This is a genomic window from Pseudomonas sp. RGB (assembly GCF_007713445.1).
Classification (GTDB): domain Bacteria; phylum Pseudomonadota; class Gammaproteobacteria; order Pseudomonadales; family Pseudomonadaceae; genus Aquipseudomonas.
In genome coordinates this window covers 452,022-470,556 of sequence record NZ_VMSH01000003.1, presented here as the reverse complement: position 1 = coordinate 470,556, position 18,535 = coordinate 452,022, and the positions used below count along the sequence as shown (strand labels likewise).

Sequence of the window (18,535 nt, the reverse complement as noted above, 5' to 3'; positions counted from 1 at the left end):
GTGTGCGCGGTTGGGGTGGTGAATCTACCCAGTCAAGCAGCCTTGGACGCCTTGCGCAGGCGCCGTACCTCAACCAATTTCCTGACCATCGCCCGATAGCCCTTGCTGTTGATCAGCAACAAACCGAGCAATGGCCAGAACAGGCTTTCGCTGTAGATAAACCAGTGAGGGTGAAACTGCAGCGTCGGAAGCACCACCAGCAAGCACACCACAAAAAAGCCGACCATGCCCCGCACCGCCCAAGCGTGCCCGCGCACGACCAGGAAGTTGCTGTTGACCACAAACAAGGCCGCGAAGATCACCACGAACCACGAGACGGTGGCATTGGTGGCCATGGGCACGTCGGCAAAATAGGTGGCGGCCGCCAGGGAAATTGCGCCGGAACCGCCAAGGCAACCGGCGAGAATCACGCCGATGAACGAGGGAAAATGTTCTAGCAAAAAGGGTTTCAATGACGGGACGCCATTCATTATTCAAGCTCCTCGTACAACCCTATCGCCAAGGTTTTGAGCTGTTTGGGGTTGTCCGAGCGCGCCAGCCCCCAAACGCTCAGCCCTGCACTGAAAGCGTCGCCGAGCTGGACGATGGTGGCGTGCTTGAGCTGAGTGTGGGTAAAGCGCTTGGGCAAATCGCCGCGCAATTGCAGCAGCTTGCGCATCTTGGTCGACATCTGTGGGTCGGCGATTTTCAGCAGCTCTTTTGTCAGCTTTTCCCGCTCCTGACCGTTCAGGCCTTTGAGCACTTGGCGCAGGGTTTTGCCGGTGGATGCACGGGCCACATTGACCAATTTGACCGTGGTCAGCGCAGACGCGCCCACGCCCACAAAGGCGGCGCCATCCATGATCTTGGTAGCGGTCTGGTACCACTCCTCGTTATCCAGATAATCATTCATGCCAGGGTTGACGATCTCATTGCGGGTGCGAAAGGCCCCCATCAAACAGGACGCCGTACTGGCGGTTGCGCTGGTGTAGCCAATGACGGTGATGACCGAGCTGGCGCCACCGCTGAACGGCACCGCGATGGTGCCGCTTAACATCACCAGCCAACCCAGCACCGCGCCGCCGCAGGACAAGGTGGTGTTGAAGGCTTCGCTGATCAACCGCGACTCGCGCGCGTTATTCATCACTTGGTCAGCAAACTGCGCTGGCGCGACGTATTTCTGCGCCTCACGCACAATGATGCGCTTGGGCTGAATGCTGCAGATGGGCTTGAACTCACGCAGGGTGACGACATTGAAGTCGGCGTCGATATACACCACGCCTGCACCAACGATGTTGGGGTCGGCGTCGATGGCGGCAAATATCCGCGGCAGGTTGAGTTCGCTTTCGATGCGCTGGCGCGCCATGAATTGGGAGCGGTTGGAGTCCATGCCAATGTTGAGCAAGGGGTTGCTCATGGGGTGATCTTCCTTGATATAGGTGGTGACTGAACTGGCGCTTTCGCGGGCAAGCCCGCTCCCACATTCGACCGCATTCCAAATGGAGAATGCGGTCGAATGTGGGAGCGGGCTTGCTCGCGAAGGCGATTCAATGCGCGCCACCTTAACAAACAGACTACCCACCGACTAGAAAGCAAAACGCCAGCACGAGGCTGGCGTTTTGCATATTCAGGCTGCGATCAACGCGGCAAGACCGGGTTGCTGCCGTCGCGGCCACGTGGCGGCGGGCCGGCGTCGAGTCCCAAACGGCGCCGTCGTCAGTCCAATGGTGCACGCGCTGCACATATTGATGGCGAGCGTGCGAGGCTGGGTGGCGCACCTACCCAGTCAGCGGGCCTTGTGCTTTGCGCTCATGGCTTCGCGCAGGTGGCGGATTTCTCGTAGCTGACGGCGCATTTCCCGATGACGCTTACTGTTGAGCAACAACAGTCCCAGCATCGGAAACAGCAACCCAATGGCATAGGCAGCCATATGGGGCCGATAGCCATAGGTCGGTAATACGATCAAAAAACACACCACGTAGAAGGCGACGATGGCCCAAACGCCCCAGGTTCTGCCCCTGATCATAACAAAGTGGCTGACTGCCAAGAACAGCCCCAGGACAACCGCTGCTACAAAGGAGTAACGCGCTCGCTCTGGTTCACCGCGAAAAAAGGTACTGGATGCCAACGAAATGGCAGCGGACAGGGAAAAACAGGCAAGGAAAAATGCACAAATAAACGCAGGGAAATACTCAGCCAAAAAAGCTTTTAACGAGACTTGGCGCACCATCACTCAAGCTCCTCGTACAACCCCACTGCAATGGTTCGAATGTTGCCGGACAAGGCACTCCCGGTGAAACCAATGGCGGCACCGAGGGAATCCCTGATCTGCGTAACGGTAGCGTGATTGATCTCGGTCGCCGAATAGCGCTTCACCAACTCACCGGAGCGCTGGCGCAACTTCAACAGTTTATTGCTCAGGCTTGGGTCTTTCAGGCTTAGCAACTCTTTGGTGAGCGCCTTACGTTGCTGGCGGGTCAAACCCTTGGACAACTCGTACCAGCTTCTACCGGTCGTTGCTTTTCGAGCCTGCAACAGTCGCACAGTCGTCAGGGTAGAGGCGCCGGCGCCCAACAGCGAGGCCGCGTCCAAGACCGGCATTGCATAGCGATACCATTCCTCGTTGTCCATATCGTCGTTGGCGGTCGGGTCGTTGAGTTCGTTGAACGTTCTCATGCCTCCCACCACGCACTGCGCGGTACTGGCCGCCGCCGCAGTGGCGCCCAGGCCCGCCACCACCAGGCTCGCGCCACCTGTGAACGGTACGGCGACAGTACCGCTGAACACCACAATCCAACCCAGAATTGCGCCGGCACAAGACAACGTCGTATTGACGGCCTCCCCCACGAGCCGAGACTCACGCGGATTGTTGGTCACCTGATCGGCAAACTGCGCGGGGGCGATGTACTTCTGCGCCTCACGCAAAATGATGCGCTTGGGCTTGATGCTGCAGATGGGCTTGAATTCGCGCAGTGTGACGACATTGAAGTCGGCGTCGATGTACACGACGCCCGCGCCGACAATGCCGGGGTCTGCATCGATGGCCGCAAACAGCCGTGGCAGGTTGATCTGGCTTTCGATGCGCTGGCGCGCCATGAACTGGGAGCGGCTGGAGTCCATGCCGATGTTGAGCAAGGGGTTGCTCATGGGGTGATCTTCCTTGATATAGGTGGTGACTGAACTGGCGCTTTCGCGGGCAAGCCCGGCTCCCACATTTGACCGCATTCCAAATGGAGAGCGCGTTCAAATGTGGGAGCAGGCTTGCTCGCGAAGGCGATTCAATGCGCGCCACCTTAACAAACAGACTACCCACCGACTAGAAAGCAAAACGCCAGCACGAGGCTGGCGTTTTGCATATTCAGGCTGTGATCAACGCGGCACGACCGGCTTGCGCGCAGGCTTGCCGCCCTTGCCCTTGGCCGCGTCGGCGCGTTCCTTGGCCGCCTGCTTGTTGCGCGCCATGGCCGCAGCCTTGGCTTGTTCGCGCTTGTCCCACGGGTTGCTGCCGTCGCTGCCACGTGGCGGCAGGCCGGTGTGCTGGGTAAGGATCCTGGTGGTGGTTTCCTTGGCGACCTTGTGGCTGCCGGCCGGCGTCGAGTTCTTGCGACGCGCGCTCTGGTAGCTGTCGGTGGCCGGCTGGTGCAGTGGAATCAACTGGTCCTTGCCCGGCCCGATCAGGTCGGCACGGCCCATGCGGGTCAATGCTTCACGCAGCATCGGCCAGCCTTTCGGGTCGTGGTAGCGCAAGAAGGCCTTGTGCAGACGGCGCTGCTCCTCGCTCTTGACGATGGTTACCGCGTCGCTCTTGTAGGTGACCTTGCGTAGCGGGTTCTTGCCCGAGTGGTACATCGCGGTGGCGGTGGCCATTGGCGAGGGGTAGAACGCCTGCACCTGGTCGGCGCGGAAGCCGTTGCCCTTGAGCCACAGCGCCAGGTTCATCATGTCTTCATCGGTGGTGCCCGGGTGGGCGGCGATGAAGTAAGGAATCAGGTACTGCTCCTTGCCCGCTTCCTTGGTGTACTTCTCGAACATGCGCTTGAACTTGTCATAGCTGCCAATGCCCGGCTTCATCATCTGGTTGAGCGGACCTTCCTCGGTGTGTTCCGGGGCGATCTTCAGGTAACCACCGACGTGGTGGGTCACCAGCTCTTTGACGTATTCCGGCGACTCGACCGCGAGGTCGTAGCGCAGGCCGGAAGCAATCAGAATCTTCTTCACACCCGGCAGCGCACGGGCGCTGCGGTACAGCTGGATCAACGACGAGTGGTCGGTGTTCAGGTTCGGGCAGATGCCTGGGAACACGCACGACGGCTTGCGGCACGCGGATTCGATTTCCGGGCTCTTGCAGGCGATGCGGTACATGTTCGCGGTCGGGCCGCCGAGGTCGGAAATCACCCCGGTGAAGCCTGGCACTTTGTCGCGGATCTCTTCGATCTCGCGAATGATCGACTCTTCGGAACGGTTCTGGATGATGCGGCCTTCGTGCTCGGTGATCGAGCAGAAGGTGCAGCCACCGAAGCAGCCACGCATGATGTTCACCGAGAAGCGGATCATGTCGTAGGCCGGGATCTTTTCCTTGCCGTACACAGGGTGCGGAACACGTGCGTAAGGCATGCCAAACACGTAGTCCATTTCTTCGGTGGTCATCGGAATGGGCGGCGGGTTGAACCACACGTCCACTTCACCGTGCTTCTGCACCAGGGCGCGGGCGTTGCCTGGGTTGGTTTCCAGGTGCAACACGCGGTTGGCGTGGGCATAGAGCACCGCGTCGCCGCGGACTTTTTCCACCGATGGCAGGCGGATGACGGTCTTGTCGCGGGTCATCTTCGGGCTGGCGAGGATCTGCACGACTTTGGCTTCTTCCGGGTCATCCACCGGGCCTTTCTCTTGCTCGATGGCGCAGGCCTGGGTGTCCTGGGTGTTCACGTACGGGTTGATGATCTTGTCGATCTTGCCCGGACGGTCGATACGCGTGGAGTCCACTTCGTACCAGCCCACCGGCGTGTCACGGCGAATGAACGCAGTGCCGCGCACATCGGTGATGTCTTCGATTTTGTGGCCCCACGACAGCCGCTGGGCGACTTCGACGATGGCCCGCTCGGCGTTGCCGTACAGCAGGATATCGGCAGTGGCGTCGATCAGGATCGAGTTGCGCACACGGTCCTGCCAGTAGTCGTAGTGGGCGATGCGGCGCAGGGAAGCCTCGATGCCGCCGAGCACGATCGGCACGTTCTTGTAGGCTTCCTTGCAACGCTGGCTATACACCAGGCTTGCGCGGTCCGGGCGTTTGCCGGCCATGCCGCCTGGGGTGTAGGCGTCGTCGGAGCGGATTTTCTTGTCGGCGGTGTAGCGGTTGATCATCGAGTCCATGTTGCCGGCCGCGACGCCGAAGAACAGGTTCGGCTCGCCGAGCTTCATGAAGTCGTCTTTGGACTGCCAGTTCGGCTGGGCGATGATCCCGACGCGAAAGCCCTGGGACTCCAGCAGCCGGCCGATGATGGCCATGCCGAACGACGGGTGATCCACGTACGCATCACCGGTGACGATGATGATGTCGCAGGAATCCCAGCCAAGCTGATCCATCTCCTCCCTGCTCATCGGCAGGAATGGCGCAGGACCGAAACATTCGGCCCAGTACTTGGGATAGTCAAATAACGGCTTGGCTGTTTGCATGACGGTGACCGGTGTTGAGATGAAAAATCGCGGGCGCGGAATATAGCACAAAATTTGACCAATTCCGACGGTAATGGTCGGAATTGTGGTGACGCTATCGCGGGCAAGCCCGCTCCCCCTTTTGAAGGTATTCACCGTTCAAGTGTGGGAGCGGGCTTGCCCGCGATGAGGCCTCTACAGGCGCTGGAGAATTATTCGTCGTCGTCGAAGTTGTAACTGCCCGGCGCGAGGTTCTCGAAGCGCGTGTACTTACCGATGAATGCCAGGCGGATAAAGCCGATCGGCCCGTTCCGCTGCTTGCCGATGATGATCTCGGCAATGCCTTTGTGCTCGGTCTCGGGGTGGTACACCTCGTCGCGGTACACAAACATGATCACGTCAGCATCCTGCTCGATCGCTCCGGATTCGCGCAAGTCGGAGTTCACCGGGCGCTTGTTGGGACGTTGTTCCAGGGAACGGTTGAGCTGCGACAGCGCCACCACCGGGCAGTTGAATTCCTTGGCCAGGGCTTTGAGGGACCGGGAGATTTCGGAAATCTCGTTGGTCCGGTTGTCGCCACTGGAACCCGGGATCTGCATCAGCTGCAGGTAGTCGATCATGATCAGGGCGATGTCACCGTGTTCACGCACCAGGCGGCGAGTACGCGCACGCATCTCCGAGGGGCTGATGCCCGCAGTGTCATCGATGAACAGCTTGCGGTCATTGAGCAGGTTGACCGCCGAGGTCAGGCGCGGCCAATCATCGTCTTCCAGGCGACCGGCACGGACTTTGGTCTGGTCGATCCGGCCGAGCGAGGAAAGCATACGCATGATCAGCGATTCGCCTGGCATCTCGAGGGAGTACACCAGCACGGTCTTGTCGCTGCGCAACACGGCGTTTTCCACTAGGTTCATCGCAAAGGTGGTTTTACCCATGGATGGACGGCCGGCGACGATGATCAAGTCGGACGGCTGCAGGCCGCTGGTCTTCTCGTCGAGGTCGGTGTAGCCGGTGGAGATACCGGTGATGGCGTTGTCGGTGTTGAACAGCGTATCGATCCGGTCGATGGCCTTGGTCAACAGGTCGTTGACGCTGACCGGGCCGCCGGTTTTAGGCCGCGCCTCGGCGATCTGGAAGATCTGGCGTTCGGCTTCGTCGAGGATCTCGGCGGCGGTGCGGCCCTCGGGGTTGAAGGCGCTGTCGGCGATTTCAGTGCTGATGCCGATCAACTGGCGCAGGGTGGCGCGCTCGCGAACGATCTGGGCATACGCCTTGATGTTGGCGACGGACGGCGTGTTTTTCGCCAGTTCGCCCAGGTAACCCAGGCCGCCGACTTGGGAGGTCTGGCCTTCCTTGTCCAGCTGCTCGGCCAGGGTCACCACGTCGATCGGTGAGTTCTGGTCGGCCAGCTTGGCGATGGCGCGGAAGATCAGCCGGTGGTCATGGCGATAAAAATCACCGTCCGAGACTTGATCCAGCACGCGTTCCCAGGCGTTGTTGTCCAGCATCAAGCCACCGAGCACGGCCTGTTCGGCCTCGATGGAATGCGGCGGCACCTTCAGGGCAGCGGTTTGCAGATCGTATTGCTCAGGAGCTGAAATATCGTTCATGGCCACTTGGAATTAGGGGATTGTAGAAAAACAAAAGGCACGACCTGTAAACAGGATCGTGCCCGATGTTAACCGCCTGGCACACGGGGTGCCAGTCAGTTAGCTTGCTTTAAGCTGCTACCACGACAACGCGTACGGTGGCTTCAACTTCGGCGTGCAGATGCACGGCTACGTCGAATTCGCCTACGTTGCGGATGGTGCCGTTCGGCAGACGAACTTCGCTCTTCTGCACTTCAACGCCGGAGGCGGTCAGTGCATCAGCGATGTCGTGGGTGCCGATCGAACCGAACAGCTTGCCTTCGTCACCGGCGGTGGCAGTGATAGTCACTTCCAGCTCAGCCAGTTGGGCAGCGCGAGTTTCGGCCGAAGCTTTTTTGTCTGCTGCTGCTTTTTCCAGCTCAGCACGACGCTCTTCAAACGCAGCCAGGTTGGCAGCGGTTGCAGCGGTGGCTTTGCCGTATGGCAGCAGGTAGTTACGACCGTAGCCGGCCTTAACGTTCACTTTGTCGCCCAGGTTGCCCAGGTTGGCGACTTTTTCCAGAAGGATCAGTTGCATGTGAAAATCCTCTAACTTTTAACCTTCACCGTTCGCGTTATCAGCGTCTTTCGACGCCAGACGACCGCGAAAATCAATCAGGCCGTCGACAATGGCCAAAACCACGAGTAACGGATAGATCAGCTGCATGAACAGCAGCAGCGTCACGTACAACCCCACCAGCCAAAACTTGGCCAGGCGCTTTCGCGCAACCAGCCCATGAATCAGGGCCAGTCCGGCAAACACCAGCGGTACGCTGCAAATCGGCGCCAGCAAGGCCATCTGTGGACCAAAGTTCGGTCCGACAACCATGCACGCCAGCAGCAACATCGCCGGCCCCGCGGGAATTCTGATACTGCGAAACTCGCGACCAAAACCACCCGGGTTGTACAACAACGCCTGCCAATAACGCCCAAGAATCAGGCTCAGCACGCTGACGACCTGCAACAATGCCGCAATCAGGCCGGTCAGGACCGGAGCAATCAGTGACACAAACCGCGCTCGCTCATCTACCGACAAATGCTGGTAGAGATCCCCGAGGGCCAACGGCAGGATCTTGACGATTTCCTGCGACAGCGCCTCGATTTGCGGGCGGAAAGCCGCGCCAAGCATCACTGAGTACACCAACCCCAATGCCACGCTGACCAGCAGCGTGCGGACCCAGGACTCACTTGCGCGTAAAACCAACGCAAGGCTCGATGACCCCAGCAGTACCAGAAGTACCCGTGGATCACCCATTTGCAGCCACCAAATCAAGGCCGGCAACAAACCCAGGGCAAGAACGCCAAGGGCGTCCTTCAAACCGCGCCGCAGGAGCACAAGGCAACCTGCGGCAGCACCCAACCAATAAAGCAACGGCAATGCCGCACATCCAGCCACTACCAGAGTGGCCTGCACGCGACCGCGCATGATGAACTCAGCTAAGGCGCGCATGCATTCAATCCCTTACTACTTGTCGACTGCCCGGTCTCAGCGGCCGTGGCTGTCGGTGTAGGCCAGCAGGGCCAGGAAGCGGGCACGCTTGATAGCGGTGGCCAGCTGACGCTGATAACGTGCTTTGGTACCGGTGATGCGGCTTGGAACGATTTTGCCGGTCTCGGATACGTAAGCTTTCAGAGTGTTGAGATCTTTGTAATCGATCTCTTTCACGTCTTCAGCGGTGAAGCGGCAGAATTTACGACGACGGAAGAAACGTGCCATTTGATAGGCTCCTTAAAAGGTCCGTGGATTACTCGTCAGCGTTATCGCTGTTGTCGCTGTCATCACTATCAGCGCTTTCGGCGCCTTCGTGCTCAGGACGGTCGCGACGCTCACGGCGCTCACTGCGGTTTTCTTCAGCCTTGAGCATCTCGGATTGGCCGGTAACGGCTTCTTCGCGACGGATGACCAGGTTACGGATCACTGCATCGTTGTAGCGGAAGTTGTCTTCCAGCTCGGCCAGGGCCTTGCCAGTGCACTCAACGTTCAGCATCACGTAGTGAGCCTTGTGAACATTGTTGATTGCGTAGGCCAGTTGACGACGGCCCCAATCTTCCAGACGGTGGATTTTGCCGCCGTCTTCTTCGATCAGCTTGGTGTAACGCTCAACCATGCCGCCGACTTGCTCGCTTTGATCCGGGTGGACCAAAAAGATGATTTCGTAATGACGCATGAATGCTCCTTACGGGTTGTAGCCTGCCGCTCAAAAACGGTCAGACAAGGAGTGAATGACACTTATGGATCTTGCCGCAGGGAGGCACATAAATGCCTGCCAGGAAGGCAAGGGGCGCAATTGTAGAGAAGGGTGAGAAACGGCGCAAGGTGATTGGTGATTATTTGAACAATCTCCAATACACCAAAACAAAAGTGGGCGCTGGCTTGCCTGCGATGACAATGGCACAGTCAACCTCTCTGCTGACTGACACACCGCCATCGCGGGCAAGCCCGGCTCCCACAGGGTCTTGCGTCGCTCTTAAGCCTTATTTCTTGGCTTTGGCCTTCGCGCCGCGCTGGCGCTGGGCTTCGAACAGGCAGACGCCCGTTGCGACTGAAACGTTGAGGCTGCTGACGCTACCGGCCATCGGCAAGTGCACCAGGTAGTCGCAATGCTCACGGGTCAGGCGACGCATGCCTTTGCCTTCGGCACCCATGATCAGGATGGTCGGGCCGGTGAGGTCCTGGTCGTAAATGCTGACCTCAGCCTCGCCTGCCGTGCCCACGACCCACAGGCCACGCTGCTGGAGTTTCTCCAGGGTGCGCGCCAGGTTGGTCACGGCCACCAGCGGAATCACTTCCGCCGCGCCGCAGGCCACTTTACGCACAACTGGCGTCAGGGTGGCCGACTTGTCTTTGGGCACGATCACTGCCAGCGCGCCGGCAGCATCCGCCGAACGCAGGCAGGCGCCGAGGTTGTGCGGGTCGGTCACGCCGTCCAGTACCAGCAGCAGCGGCGCACCTTCGGTACGGTCGAGCAGCTCGTCGAGCATCGCCTCGCCCCAAACCTGGCTCGGACTGACGTCCGCCACCACGCCCTGGTGAACGCCTTCTACCCACACGTCCATTTCACGACGCTCGGCCTGGCCGATGGCAACTTTATTCTGGGTCGCCAGCTCGACCAGCGCTTGCACGCGCGGCTCGCTGCGACCTTCGGCCAACCATACCTGTTTGACGCGCTTAGGGTGATGACGCAGCAGTGCTTCTACGGCGTGCACGCCGTAGATTTTTTCCAGACTCATGACTTGGCCTTAGGTTTGCGCGACCCGCCGTTTTTCGCGGGGGCCGAACCCGCTTTTGGCGGGCCTTTACGATGTTTGCTCGGCTTGCTCGACGGTTTTTCCGCCTCGCGGGACTTTCCCCCAGACGCCGCTTTACCACCGCTTTTGGCTTCGTTGAGCAACTGCTGCTTCAACTCACGGCTCTTGCGCAGCTCGGCGTTTTTCGCCGCAGCATCGCTTGGGCGGTAGGCTTCGGGGGCCTTGTCCTTGGCAGACGAACGACGAGCAGGTTTGGCTGACGCAGGCTCGGCGACCGCTGCTTTAGCAGGAGCGCCTTTGCCTTTGCTTGCCGGCGCAGTCGTCTCAGCGCCACGTTTTTTACGGCCAGTCGGCTCGGCTGGTTTATCTGGCATGCCAAAGTCGATCTTGCGTTCGTCGAGGTCGACGCGCATGACCTGCACTTCCACCGTGTCGCCCAGACGGAAGCTGCGACCGGTGCGCTCGCCCGCCAGGCGGTGATGCACAGGGTCGAAGTGGTAGTAGTCGCCCGGCAACGCGGTAACGTGCACCAGACCTTCGACGTAGATGTCGGTCAGCTCGACGAACAGGCCAAAGCCGGTCACGGCGGTGATCACACCCGGGAACGATTCGCCAACGCGATCCTTCATGAACTCGCACTTGAGCCAGTTCACTACGTCGCGGGTGGCTTCGTCGGCACGGCGCTCGCTCATGGAGCACTGCTCGCCCAACTGCTCCAGGGCCGCTTCGTCGTACGGATAGATCCGCGCCTTCGGAATGGTCATGGCACCGGCGCGCTTGACGTGCGGGGTGTTCTGCTTGGAATGGATCACACTGCGGATCGCGCGGTGCGTGAGCAGGTCCGGGTAACGGCGAATCGGCGAGGTGAAGTGGGTGTACGCCTCGTAATTCAGGCCGAAGTGGCCCTGGTTATCCGCGCTGTACACCGCCTGGCTCAGAGAGCGCAACATCACGGTCTGGATCACGTGGTAATCCGGACGGTCCTTGATGCTTGCCAGCAGTGCCTGGTAGTCCTTCGGCGTCGGGCCGTCCTTGCCTTTGTGCAGGGACAGGCCAAGCTCACCGAGGAACGCGCGCAGCTTCTCCAGACGCTCCGGCGGCGGGCCGTCGTGCACGCGGTACAGCGCAGGAATTTCGTGCTTTTTCAGGAATTCGGCAGTGGCCACGTTGGCGGCCAGCATGCATTCCTCGATCAGCTTGTGAGCATCGTTACGCGTGGTCGGGGTGATCGCCGCGATCTTGCGCTCGGAGCCGAAGACGATTCGGGTTTCCTGGGTTTCAAAGTCGATCGCGCCACGCACATGACGAGCGCCGAGCAATACCTTGTACAGCGAATACAGCTGCTTGAGGTGCGGCACGACATGGCCGTACTCACCACGCAAGGCTTTGGCTTCGCTGGTTTTCGGCTGTTCCAGAATGGTGCTGACCTTGTTGTAGGTCAGGCGCGCCTGGGAGTGGATCACTGCCTCGTAGAACTGGTAGTCAGTCATTTCGCCGGTTTTCGAGATAGTCATCTCGCACACCATGGCCAAACGGTCGACTTTCGGGTTCAGCGAGCACAGGCCGTTGGACAGCTGCTCAGGCAGCATCGGGATCACGCGCTCCGGGAAGTACACGGAGTTGCCGCGCACCTGGGCTTCGTTATCCAGGGCCGAACCGATTTTCACATAGCTGGACACGTCGGCAATCGCGACGAACAACTTCCAGCCACCGGAGAACAGGCGCAGCTTGCCAGGCTTGGCTTCGCAGTAAACCGCATCGTCGAAGTCGCGGGCATCTTCGCCGTCAATGGTGACGAACGGCAGATGGCGCAGGTCGATGCGTTTTTCTTTGTCTTTCTCTTCCACTTCCGGCTTGAGCTTGGCGGCTTCTTTGAGCACAGCCTCTGGCCAGACGTGAGGGATATCGTAGGTGCGCAACGCAACGTCGATTTCCATGCCCGGCGCCATGTAATTGCCGACCACTTCAACGATGTCGCCCTGCGGCTGGAAGCGCGCAGTTGGCCAGTGGGTGATTTTCACCTCGACGAACTGGCCGACCTTGGCGGCGCCATTGCGGCCCGGGGTGATCAGCACTTCCTGCTGGACCTTCGGGTTATCCGGCACGACAAAGCCGATGCCGCCTTCTTCGAAGTAACGGCCGACGATGGACTCGTGGGCACGCGACACCACTTCGACGATCACGCCTTCACGGCGACCACGACGGTCCAGGCCGGAAACGCGCGCCAGGGCACGGTCGCCGTCGAACACCAGGCGCATTTGCGCCGGGCTCATGAACAGGTCGTCACTGCCGTCGTCCGGAATCAGGAAGCCGAAGCCGTCACGGTGGCCGGCGATGCGGCCAAGGATCAGGTCGAGCTTGTCCACAGGCGCGTAAGTGCCTCGGCGGGTGTAGATCAGTTGGGCATCGCGCTCCATGGCACGCAAACGGCGGCGCAGGGCTTCGAGCTGGTCTTCGGTGGTCAGACCGAATTCTTCAACCAACTGCTCGCGGCTAGCAGGCGAACCACGATCGGCGAGATGCGCCAGGATCAGTTCGCGGCTAGGAATAGGGTTTTCATATTTTTCCGCTTCACGAGCGGCCTCGGGATCGAGGGACTGCCAATCGGCCATTAGAGAGTTTTCACCTTGTCTATATGCGGGTTAGTTTGGCATACGCGTATTGAAACGGGAAATTTCAGGCATCAACAAGCGTTTTATAGGCCTTTGTCGCCCTCGGAACGCACCTTGCACGACCATTGACGAAATTTTCCAGGATTTTTTCATAGCAGGGCTTTACAGCGCAAAATCGCCTCCGTATAGTGCGCGCCATCGACGACGGCAACGTTGTTGATGCTGCCCAGGTGGTGAAATTGGTAGACACGCCAGCTTCAGGTGCTGGTGATCGCAAGGGCCCAGGTGGTGAAATTGGTAGACACGCCAGCTTCAGGTGCTGGTGATCGCAAGGTCGTGGAAGTTCGAGTCTTCTCCTGGGCACCAATTTCAAACTCAAGGTTCTGCCTCGAGTCTCCAAAAACCCGCGAAAGCGGGTTTTTGCGTTTCAGGCCTTTGATTTTTAACGAGAATCTTGATTTATATTTTTGAATCAGGGGTTTACAGATCAAAAAGCCCTCCGTATAGTTCGCTCCATCAACGGCGCAAGCGTTGTTGATAAGCCCAGGTGGTGAAATTGGTAGACACGCCAGCTTCAGGTGCTGGTGATCGCAAGGTCGTGGAAGTTCGAGTCTTCTCCTGGGCACCAAATTCAGATCAAACCCGCGAAAGCGGGTTTTTTCGTTTCCGGGGTTTGAAAACCTGCCTGGCGATTTCCCCGCTTGTCCGCACTTGAGAAGTTTTATCGTTTATCCTTGTAAGGATTTGTTGCACTCAAGTGAGGAAAACCCCGGATGATGATCCGCGATACCCGTCTCAAGACATCCCTTCTGCGTGGCCTGACCATCACTCTGCTCGGCCTGACCCTGCTCTCGCCCGCTGCCTATTCTGCCGACAAGGTTGCACTGACCTTGTACAACGGCCAACACAAGGAGGTCGGCGATGAACTCGCCAAGGCCTTCGAAGCCAAGACCGGCATTCACGTCAACGTGCGCAAGGGCAGCAGCAACCAGCTGGCCAGCCAGGTCGTGGAAGAAGGCGACCGCTCCCCTGCCGACGTGATCTACACCGAAGAGTCGCCGCCACTGAACAAGCTTGGCGAACAAGGCCTGCTGGCCAAGATTGATGCCAGCACCCTCGACGTATTGCCCAAGGATTACGTCGGCAGCAACGGCGACTGGATGGGCGTCACCGCACGCACCCGCGTTGTCGCGTTCAACCCCAAACTGATCGCCGAAAAAGACCTGCCCAAGTCGGTTCTGGATTTCGCCGGCCCCGAGTGGCAAGGCAAAGTCGGCTTCGTCCCTACCAGCGGCGCGTTCCAGGAACAAGCCGTGGCGATCATCAAACTGCACGGCCGCGAAGCCGCTGAAGAATGGCTGACCGGCTTGCGCGCGTTCGGCAAGGTCTACAGCAACAACATGGTCGCCCTCAAGGCTGTGGAAAACGGCGAAGTCGCCACCGTGCTGGTGAATAACTACTACTGGTTTGCCCTGAAGAAGGAAAAAACCAACCTGGATTCCCAGCTGCATTACTTCACCGATGGCGACGCGGGCGGTCTGATCACCGTGTCTTCGGCTGCCGCGCTGAAATCCAGCAAGCACCCCAAGGAAGCCCAACAGTTGCTCGCCTTCATGGCCAGCGAAGAAGGCCAGCGCGTGATCACCAACACCTCGGCCGAATACCCGCTGCGCAAGGGCATGGAATCCAACCGTGGCCTCAAGCCGTTCAGCGAGCTGCAACCGCCGAAAGTCACCCCTGCGGACCTTGGCAATGCCGAAGAAGCCCTGGACCTGGAACGTGACGTTGGCTTGAACTGATGAACCCATCGCTATCCGCCCCTACCTTGCGCGGGGGTTTGAGCCCGCGACGCAAGCGCCCGTCGATCTGGTTGCTAATCCCCGTCCTGTTTCTGGTTGGCTTGAGCCTGCTGCCGCTGGTCTATGTCGGGACCAAAGCATGGCAGGCGGGCTGGGCGGAGGCGATACACCTTTTGTGGCGCCCCTATGTATTCGGGCTGCTGCGCAACACCCTGGCGCTGATGATTGGTGTGACGGTCGCCTGCGGCGTGATCGGCCTGTCCCTGGCGTGGCTGCTCGAGCGCAGCAACTTGCCCGGGCGGCGCATATGGGGCGTGATCCTGTGCCTGCCGTTTGCGGTACCGGCGTTTGTCAGCAGCTTTACCTGGGTGTCACTGAGCGCCAACTTCGAAGGCCTGGGCGGGGCGATCCTGGTGATGACCCTGTCCAAATACCCGCTGGTGTTTCTGCCGGTGGCGGCGACGCTGCGCAATCTTGATCCTTCCCTGGAAGAGTCGGCCCGCACCTTGGGGCTGAATCGCTGGGGCGTCTTTTTTCGTATCACACTGCCCTTGCTGTGGCCTTCGCTACTGGCCGGGGCGCTGTTGATTGCTTTGCATATGCTGGTGGAGTTCGGCGCGCTGTCGATCATCGGCCTGCAAACCTTTACCACCGCGATCTACCAACAATTTGAACTCGAATTCAGCAATGCCAACGCCGCGATGCTGTCGGCGGTGTTGCTGGTGATGTGCCTGACGCTGCTGTGGCTGGAGCTGCGCGTGCGCGGCAAGGGCCGGCACGTGCGCATCGGCCAGGGCGCCGCGCGGCATGCCGAACAGGTCAAGCTGGGCAAGTGGGCCGCCTTGGGTCAGGTATATTGCCTGGCGCTGGCGATCATTGGCAGCGGCATTCCACTGGGGATGCTTGGGTATTGGCTGGCGGTGGGCTCATCGGCAGCGTTTCCCGTGGCCGAGATCAGTGAGGCACTGCTGTCGTCGCTGGCACTGTCACTGGGCGGCGCGGCGCTTTGCCTGGTGTTGGCCGTACCGGTCGGGCTGCTGGTGGTGCGCTACAAAGGCCAACTGGCGATCTGGGCCGAGCGCCTGCCGTACCTGCTGCATGCCCTGCCCGGCTTGGTGATCGCATTGACGCTGGTGTATTTCGCCCTGCATTACGTGCCGGTGCTGTACCAGACTTCCGCGCTGCTTTTGATTGCCTATGCGCTGCTGTTTTTGCCACTGGCACAGGCGCCGATCCGTACGGCCTTGAACAAGGCGGCGCCGCAACTGGAAGAGGCAGCGCGCACGCTGGGCGCCTCGTCGTTCAGCGCATTTTGCCGGGTGACCTTGCCAATTATTTTCCCGGCATTGGGCGCGGCGTTTGCGCTGGTGTTTCTGGATGCGATGAAGGAATTGACGGCGACGTTGCTGCTCAGTCCGACGGGGCTGAACACGCTGGCGACGGCCGTGTGGGCGCATACCTCGAATGTGGAGTTCGCGGCGGCGGCGCCTTATGCGGCGTTGTTGATTCTGGTGTCGGGGTTGCCGGTGTATCTGCTGACGACTCGGATGTATCTGAGCCGCTGAGACCGCTATCGCAGGCAAGCCAGCTCCCACATTCGAGTGCATTCCAATGTGGGAGCTGGCTTGCCTGCGATAGCGCCGGTACAGGCGGCGCTAAGCCCGAAACTGCCCCAGGCTCGCCTTCAACTGCGCCGCCAACCCATCCAGCACCTTGCCACTGGCGGTAGTCTCAACCACCGCCTGCGCAGCACGCTCGGCCTGGGCATGAATCACCTCGACCCGCCCACGCACCGCATGCGCACCCTGCGCCTGATGCTCAGCCGCGCGCGTCGCCAACCCAATTGCTGCGTGCACCTGCTCCACTGAAGCCTGCACCGTTTGCTGCAAGCGCACGCTGTCGCGCAGCACCAGCAAACCTTCATTGGCCTGACGCCCGGCCTTGCCGATAGTTTCCACCGCCTCGCGCGCGCCTTGCTGCAACGCCACGATGTGCGCCTGGATATCACCGGTCGAGCTTTGGGTTTTACTCGCCAGCGCCCGCACTTCATCGGCCACGACCGCAAAACCACGCCCGGTCTCACCGGCACGCGCCGCTTCGATGGCCGCGTTGAGCGCCAGCAGGTTGGTCTGCTCGGCAATGCCATGAATCACTGTGAGCACCACTTCAATTTGCTCGCTTTGCTGAGCCAGCCGCTCAATGACCTGGGAGCCGGCTTGCACCTGCCCGGCCAACGCCTCGATCAAGCTGCCAACTTCCGCCGACGTCCGCGAGTTTTCATCCGTGGCCTGGCGAATATCCACCACCTGCTGCAACGCCGCCTGCATCGCGTGGCTTTCGGCCTGGGCCTCATCGGCCATTTGCGACAGCGCGCGCAAGCTCTCGGCCACCTCATCACGCTGCAGGCCCGCCGCCGCATCAGCGCCGGCATTGCGTAACGTCATCGCGCCGATTTCCACGCCGGTGCGCTGGGCCACATCGCCGGCCTCGCGCACGATGGGCTGCAACTTATCCACAAAGCGATTGACCGCCGAGGCCATGTCGCCGATCTCGTCCTTGCTGCTGATTTGCACGCGCTTGGTGAGGTCGCCCTCGCCCGCCGCCAGATCATCCATGGCCGCAATCAGCAGCTTCAGACGATTGACCACACGGCGCCCCAGCACGACAGCGATCAGCAGCAATACGCCGAACCCAACCATCGCCAGCCCCATGCCGATGCGCCAGCGCAAGGTGCCCGCGGCCTCCTGCACGGCGCTGGTGGTGTTGGCGGTCATCTGTGTCGCGGTGGCTTGCGCCGATTGCAGGCGCGCGCCCATGGCTGCCGCGCTGTCTGCGGCAGCCCCCTTGAGGCTGTCGCCCACCAATTGATCACTGCTGGCAATCAGTGCGGCAAAACGCTTATCCAGTGCCGCCAGGTCGGTTTCTACCGCCGCGGTCGAAACGCCCATGCGCACCTTGCCAATCTCTACGCCGTTGGGGCTGATGGACGCCTCGACGTAGAACACGGCGGGATCATTTTTCGCCGCATCCAGGACTTTATCCAGCGCACGGTCGCCCTGACCTTTGGCCAGCAATGCCTGGTTGATCGGGTTGTCGCGGTTCAGATAACGGGTCAGATGCTCGCCGGCTGCATCGTCGTAGACGACGAACAACACGTTGGGATTGCGCTGGGCACGCCGGGCGAACTCCGACAGTGTCGGCACGTCGCTGTCCCACATGGCGCGTGGCGCCACCGAGGCCAGCAGTTGTGCCATGTCGCTGGCCGAGTCTTGCAGGTCTTTTTCCAGGGTCGCACGCAGTTGCTTCTGCTCATCCTGCAAGCGCGTGGAAAGCCCCGCCGTCAGACGCTGGCGCGTGCTCGAAGACAAACTGTCCAGACTGGAGGTGACTTCCTTGCCGGCTTGCGCCAGCTCGCCGGACAGTTTCTGGCTGTCGATACCCAGGCGGTTGCCCAGATCAGCTTCCAATGCACCGACCGTGCTCCGCGTCAGAGCGACGGCGACCAGCACTTGCACCAAAAGAGCGATACCAAGGGTAACGAACACCGGCCGCAACAGCCGGCTTTGTAACAATGAGAGAACGGCAGACACTGGAAATCCCTCCACCACGGGTGCCA

The 18,535-nt window shown here is 60.2% G+C and carries 15 protein-coding genes and 2 tRNA genes; 4 read left to right on the top strand and 13 right to left on the bottom strand.

From position 1 onward, the window contains the following. Positions 1 to 32 precede the first annotated feature (32 nt). From FPT15_RS09140 to rnr, 12 genes are all read right to left on the bottom strand, one after another. Positions 33 to 470, bottom strand: coding sequence for a hypothetical protein (locus FPT15_RS09140; protein ID WP_145160183.1), 438 nt, complete (start codon positions 468 to 470; stop codon positions 33 to 35). After that, positions 470 to 1,396 (bottom strand): NAD synthetase, encoded by a 927-nt coding sequence (locus tag FPT15_RS09135; protein ID WP_145160181.1) that lies wholly within the window; start codon positions 1,394 to 1,396, stop codon positions 470 to 472. Before FPT15_RS09135 ends, FPT15_RS09140 begins: the two co-directional genes overlap by 1 nt. A gap of 369 nt (positions 1,397 to 1,765) precedes the next feature. Next, on the bottom strand, positions 1,766 to 2,209 hold the full coding sequence (locus tag FPT15_RS09130) for a hypothetical protein (protein ID WP_145160179.1): 444 nt from the start codon (positions 2,207 to 2,209) through the stop codon (positions 1,766 to 1,768). After that, positions 2,209 to 3,126: an NAD synthetase gene (locus FPT15_RS09125; protein ID WP_145160177.1), complete on the bottom strand. Its 918-nt coding sequence runs from the start codon at positions 3,124 to 3,126 to the stop codon at positions 2,209 to 2,211. The genes FPT15_RS09130 and FPT15_RS09125 overlap by 1 nt, the downstream gene beginning before the upstream one ends. A 222-nt stretch (positions 3,127 to 3,348) precedes the next feature. After that, entirely contained in the window at positions 3,349 to 5,652 is a 2,304-nt protein-coding gene (locus tag FPT15_RS09120; protein ID WP_145160175.1) for a YgiQ family radical SAM protein, read from the bottom strand. A 191-nt stretch (positions 5,653 to 5,843) separates the two neighbouring features. Beyond that, entirely contained in the window at positions 5,844 to 7,241 is a 1,398-nt protein-coding gene (gene dnaB / locus FPT15_RS09115; RefSeq protein WP_017526410.1) for a replicative DNA helicase, read from the bottom strand. Positions 7,242 to 7,350: 109 nt separating this feature from the next. After that, positions 7,351 to 7,797: a 50S ribosomal protein L9 gene (gene rplI, locus FPT15_RS09110; protein ID WP_003171376.1), complete on the bottom strand. Its 447-nt coding sequence runs from the start codon at positions 7,795 to 7,797 to the stop codon at positions 7,351 to 7,353. Positions 7,798 to 7,815: 18 nt separating this feature from the next. Beyond that, complete coding sequence (locus FPT15_RS09105) at positions 7,816 to 8,709, bottom strand: hypothetical protein (RefSeq protein WP_145160173.1); 894 nt, start codon at positions 8,707 to 8,709, stop codon at positions 7,816 to 7,818. Positions 8,710 to 8,745: 36 nt separating this feature from the next. Then, positions 8,746 to 8,976 (bottom strand): 30S ribosomal protein S18, encoded by a 231-nt coding sequence (gene rpsR / locus FPT15_RS09100; RefSeq protein ID WP_002551829.1) that lies wholly within the window; start codon positions 8,974 to 8,976, stop codon positions 8,746 to 8,748. Between the two features lie 28 nt (positions 8,977 to 9,004). Beyond that, positions 9,005 to 9,427, bottom strand: a complete 423-nt coding sequence (gene rpsF, locus FPT15_RS09095; RefSeq protein WP_003217491.1) for a 30S ribosomal protein S6 — start codon at positions 9,425 to 9,427, stop codon at positions 9,005 to 9,007. Between the two features lie 307 nt (positions 9,428 to 9,734). Then, positions 9,735 to 10,490 carry a 23S rRNA (guanosine(2251)-2'-O)-methyltransferase RlmB gene (gene rlmB, locus FPT15_RS09090; RefSeq protein WP_010213600.1) on the bottom strand — a complete coding sequence of 252 codons (756 nt, stop codon included), beginning with the start codon at positions 10,488 to 10,490 and terminating at the stop codon, positions 9,735 to 9,737. Continuing rightward, positions 10,487 to 13,120, bottom strand: a complete 2,634-nt coding sequence (gene rnr, locus FPT15_RS09085) for a ribonuclease R (RefSeq protein WP_145160171.1) — start codon at positions 13,118 to 13,120, stop codon at positions 10,487 to 10,489. Before rnr ends, rlmB begins: the two co-directional genes overlap by 4 nt. A 279-nt stretch (positions 13,121 to 13,399) precedes the next feature. Between rnr and FPT15_RS09080 the strand changes: the two genes are divergently transcribed. The 4 genes from FPT15_RS09080 (at position 13,400) to FPT15_RS09065 (ending at position 16,484) form a co-directional block, all read left to right on the top strand. After that, positions 13,400 to 13,486: transfer RNA gene (locus FPT15_RS09080), tRNA-Leu, on the top strand. A 175-nt stretch (positions 13,487 to 13,661) separates the two neighbouring features. Next, positions 13,662 to 13,748: transfer RNA gene (locus FPT15_RS09075), tRNA-Leu, on the top strand. Between the two features lie 145 nt (positions 13,749 to 13,893). After that, complete coding sequence (locus tag FPT15_RS09070; RefSeq protein WP_119737913.1) at positions 13,894 to 14,919, top strand: iron ABC transporter substrate-binding protein; 1,026 nt, start codon at positions 13,894 to 13,896, stop codon at positions 14,917 to 14,919. Then, positions 14,919 to 16,484, top strand: coding sequence for an iron ABC transporter permease (locus FPT15_RS09065; protein ID WP_145160169.1), 1,566 nt, complete (start codon positions 14,919 to 14,921; stop codon positions 16,482 to 16,484). Before FPT15_RS09070 ends, FPT15_RS09065 begins: the two co-directional genes overlap by 1 nt. A 90-nt stretch (positions 16,485 to 16,574) precedes the next feature. On the opposite strand, the gene FPT15_RS09060 is transcribed toward FPT15_RS09065, so the two are convergent. After that, positions 16,575 to 18,509 carry a methyl-accepting chemotaxis protein gene (locus tag FPT15_RS09060; RefSeq protein ID WP_145160167.1) on the bottom strand — a complete coding sequence of 645 codons (1,935 nt, stop codon included), beginning with the start codon at positions 18,507 to 18,509 and terminating at the stop codon, positions 16,575 to 16,577. Positions 18,510 to 18,535 lie beyond the last annotated feature (26 nt).

Bases quoted from the DNA above. Each gene is read 5' to 3' on its own strand.
- FPT15_RS09140 (WP_145160183.1), bottom strand. From the start codon at position 470: ATGAATGGCGTCCCGTCATTGAAACCCTTTTTGCTAGAACATTTTCCC.
- FPT15_RS09135 (WP_145160181.1), bottom strand. From the start codon at position 1,396: ATGAGCAACCCCTTGCTCAACATTGGCATGGACTCCAACCGCTCCCAA.
- FPT15_RS09130 (WP_145160179.1), bottom strand. From the start codon at position 2,209: ATGGTGCGCCAAGTCTCGTTAAAAGCTTTTTTGGCTGAGTATTTCCCT.
- FPT15_RS09125 (WP_145160177.1), bottom strand. From the start codon at position 3,126: ATGAGCAACCCCTTGCTCAACATCGGCATGGACTCCAGCCGCTCCCAG.
- FPT15_RS09120 (WP_145160175.1), bottom strand. From the start codon at position 5,652: ATGCAAACAGCCAAGCCGTTATTTGACTATCCCAAGTACTGGGCCGAA.
- dnaB (WP_017526410.1), bottom strand. From the start codon at position 7,241: ATGAACGATATTTCAGCTCCTGAGCAATACGATCTGCAAACCGCTGCC.
- rplI (WP_003171376.1), bottom strand. From the start codon at position 7,797: ATGCAACTGATCCTTCTGGAAAAAGTCGCCAACCTGGGCAACCTGGGC.
- FPT15_RS09105 (WP_145160173.1), bottom strand. From the start codon at position 8,709: ATGCGCGCCTTAGCTGAGTTCATCATGCGCGGTCGCGTGCAGGCCACT.
- rpsR (WP_002551829.1), bottom strand. From the start codon at position 8,976: ATGGCACGTTTCTTCCGTCGTCGTAAATTCTGCCGCTTCACCGCTGAA.
- rpsF (WP_003217491.1), bottom strand. From the start codon at position 9,427: ATGCGTCATTACGAAATCATCTTTTTGGTCCACCCGGATCAAAGCGAG.
- rlmB (WP_010213600.1), bottom strand. From the start codon at position 10,490: ATGAGTCTGGAAAAAATCTACGGCGTGCACGCCGTAGAAGCACTGCTG.
- rnr (WP_145160171.1), bottom strand. From the start codon at position 13,120: ATGGCCGATTGGCAGTCCCTCGATCCCGAGGCCGCTCGTGAAGCGGAA.
- FPT15_RS09070 (WP_119737913.1), top strand. From the start codon at position 13,894: ATGATGATCCGCGATACCCGTCTCAAGACATCCCTTCTGCGTGGCCTG.
- FPT15_RS09065 (WP_145160169.1), top strand. From the start codon at position 14,919: ATGAACCCATCGCTATCCGCCCCTACCTTGCGCGGGGGTTTGAGCCCG.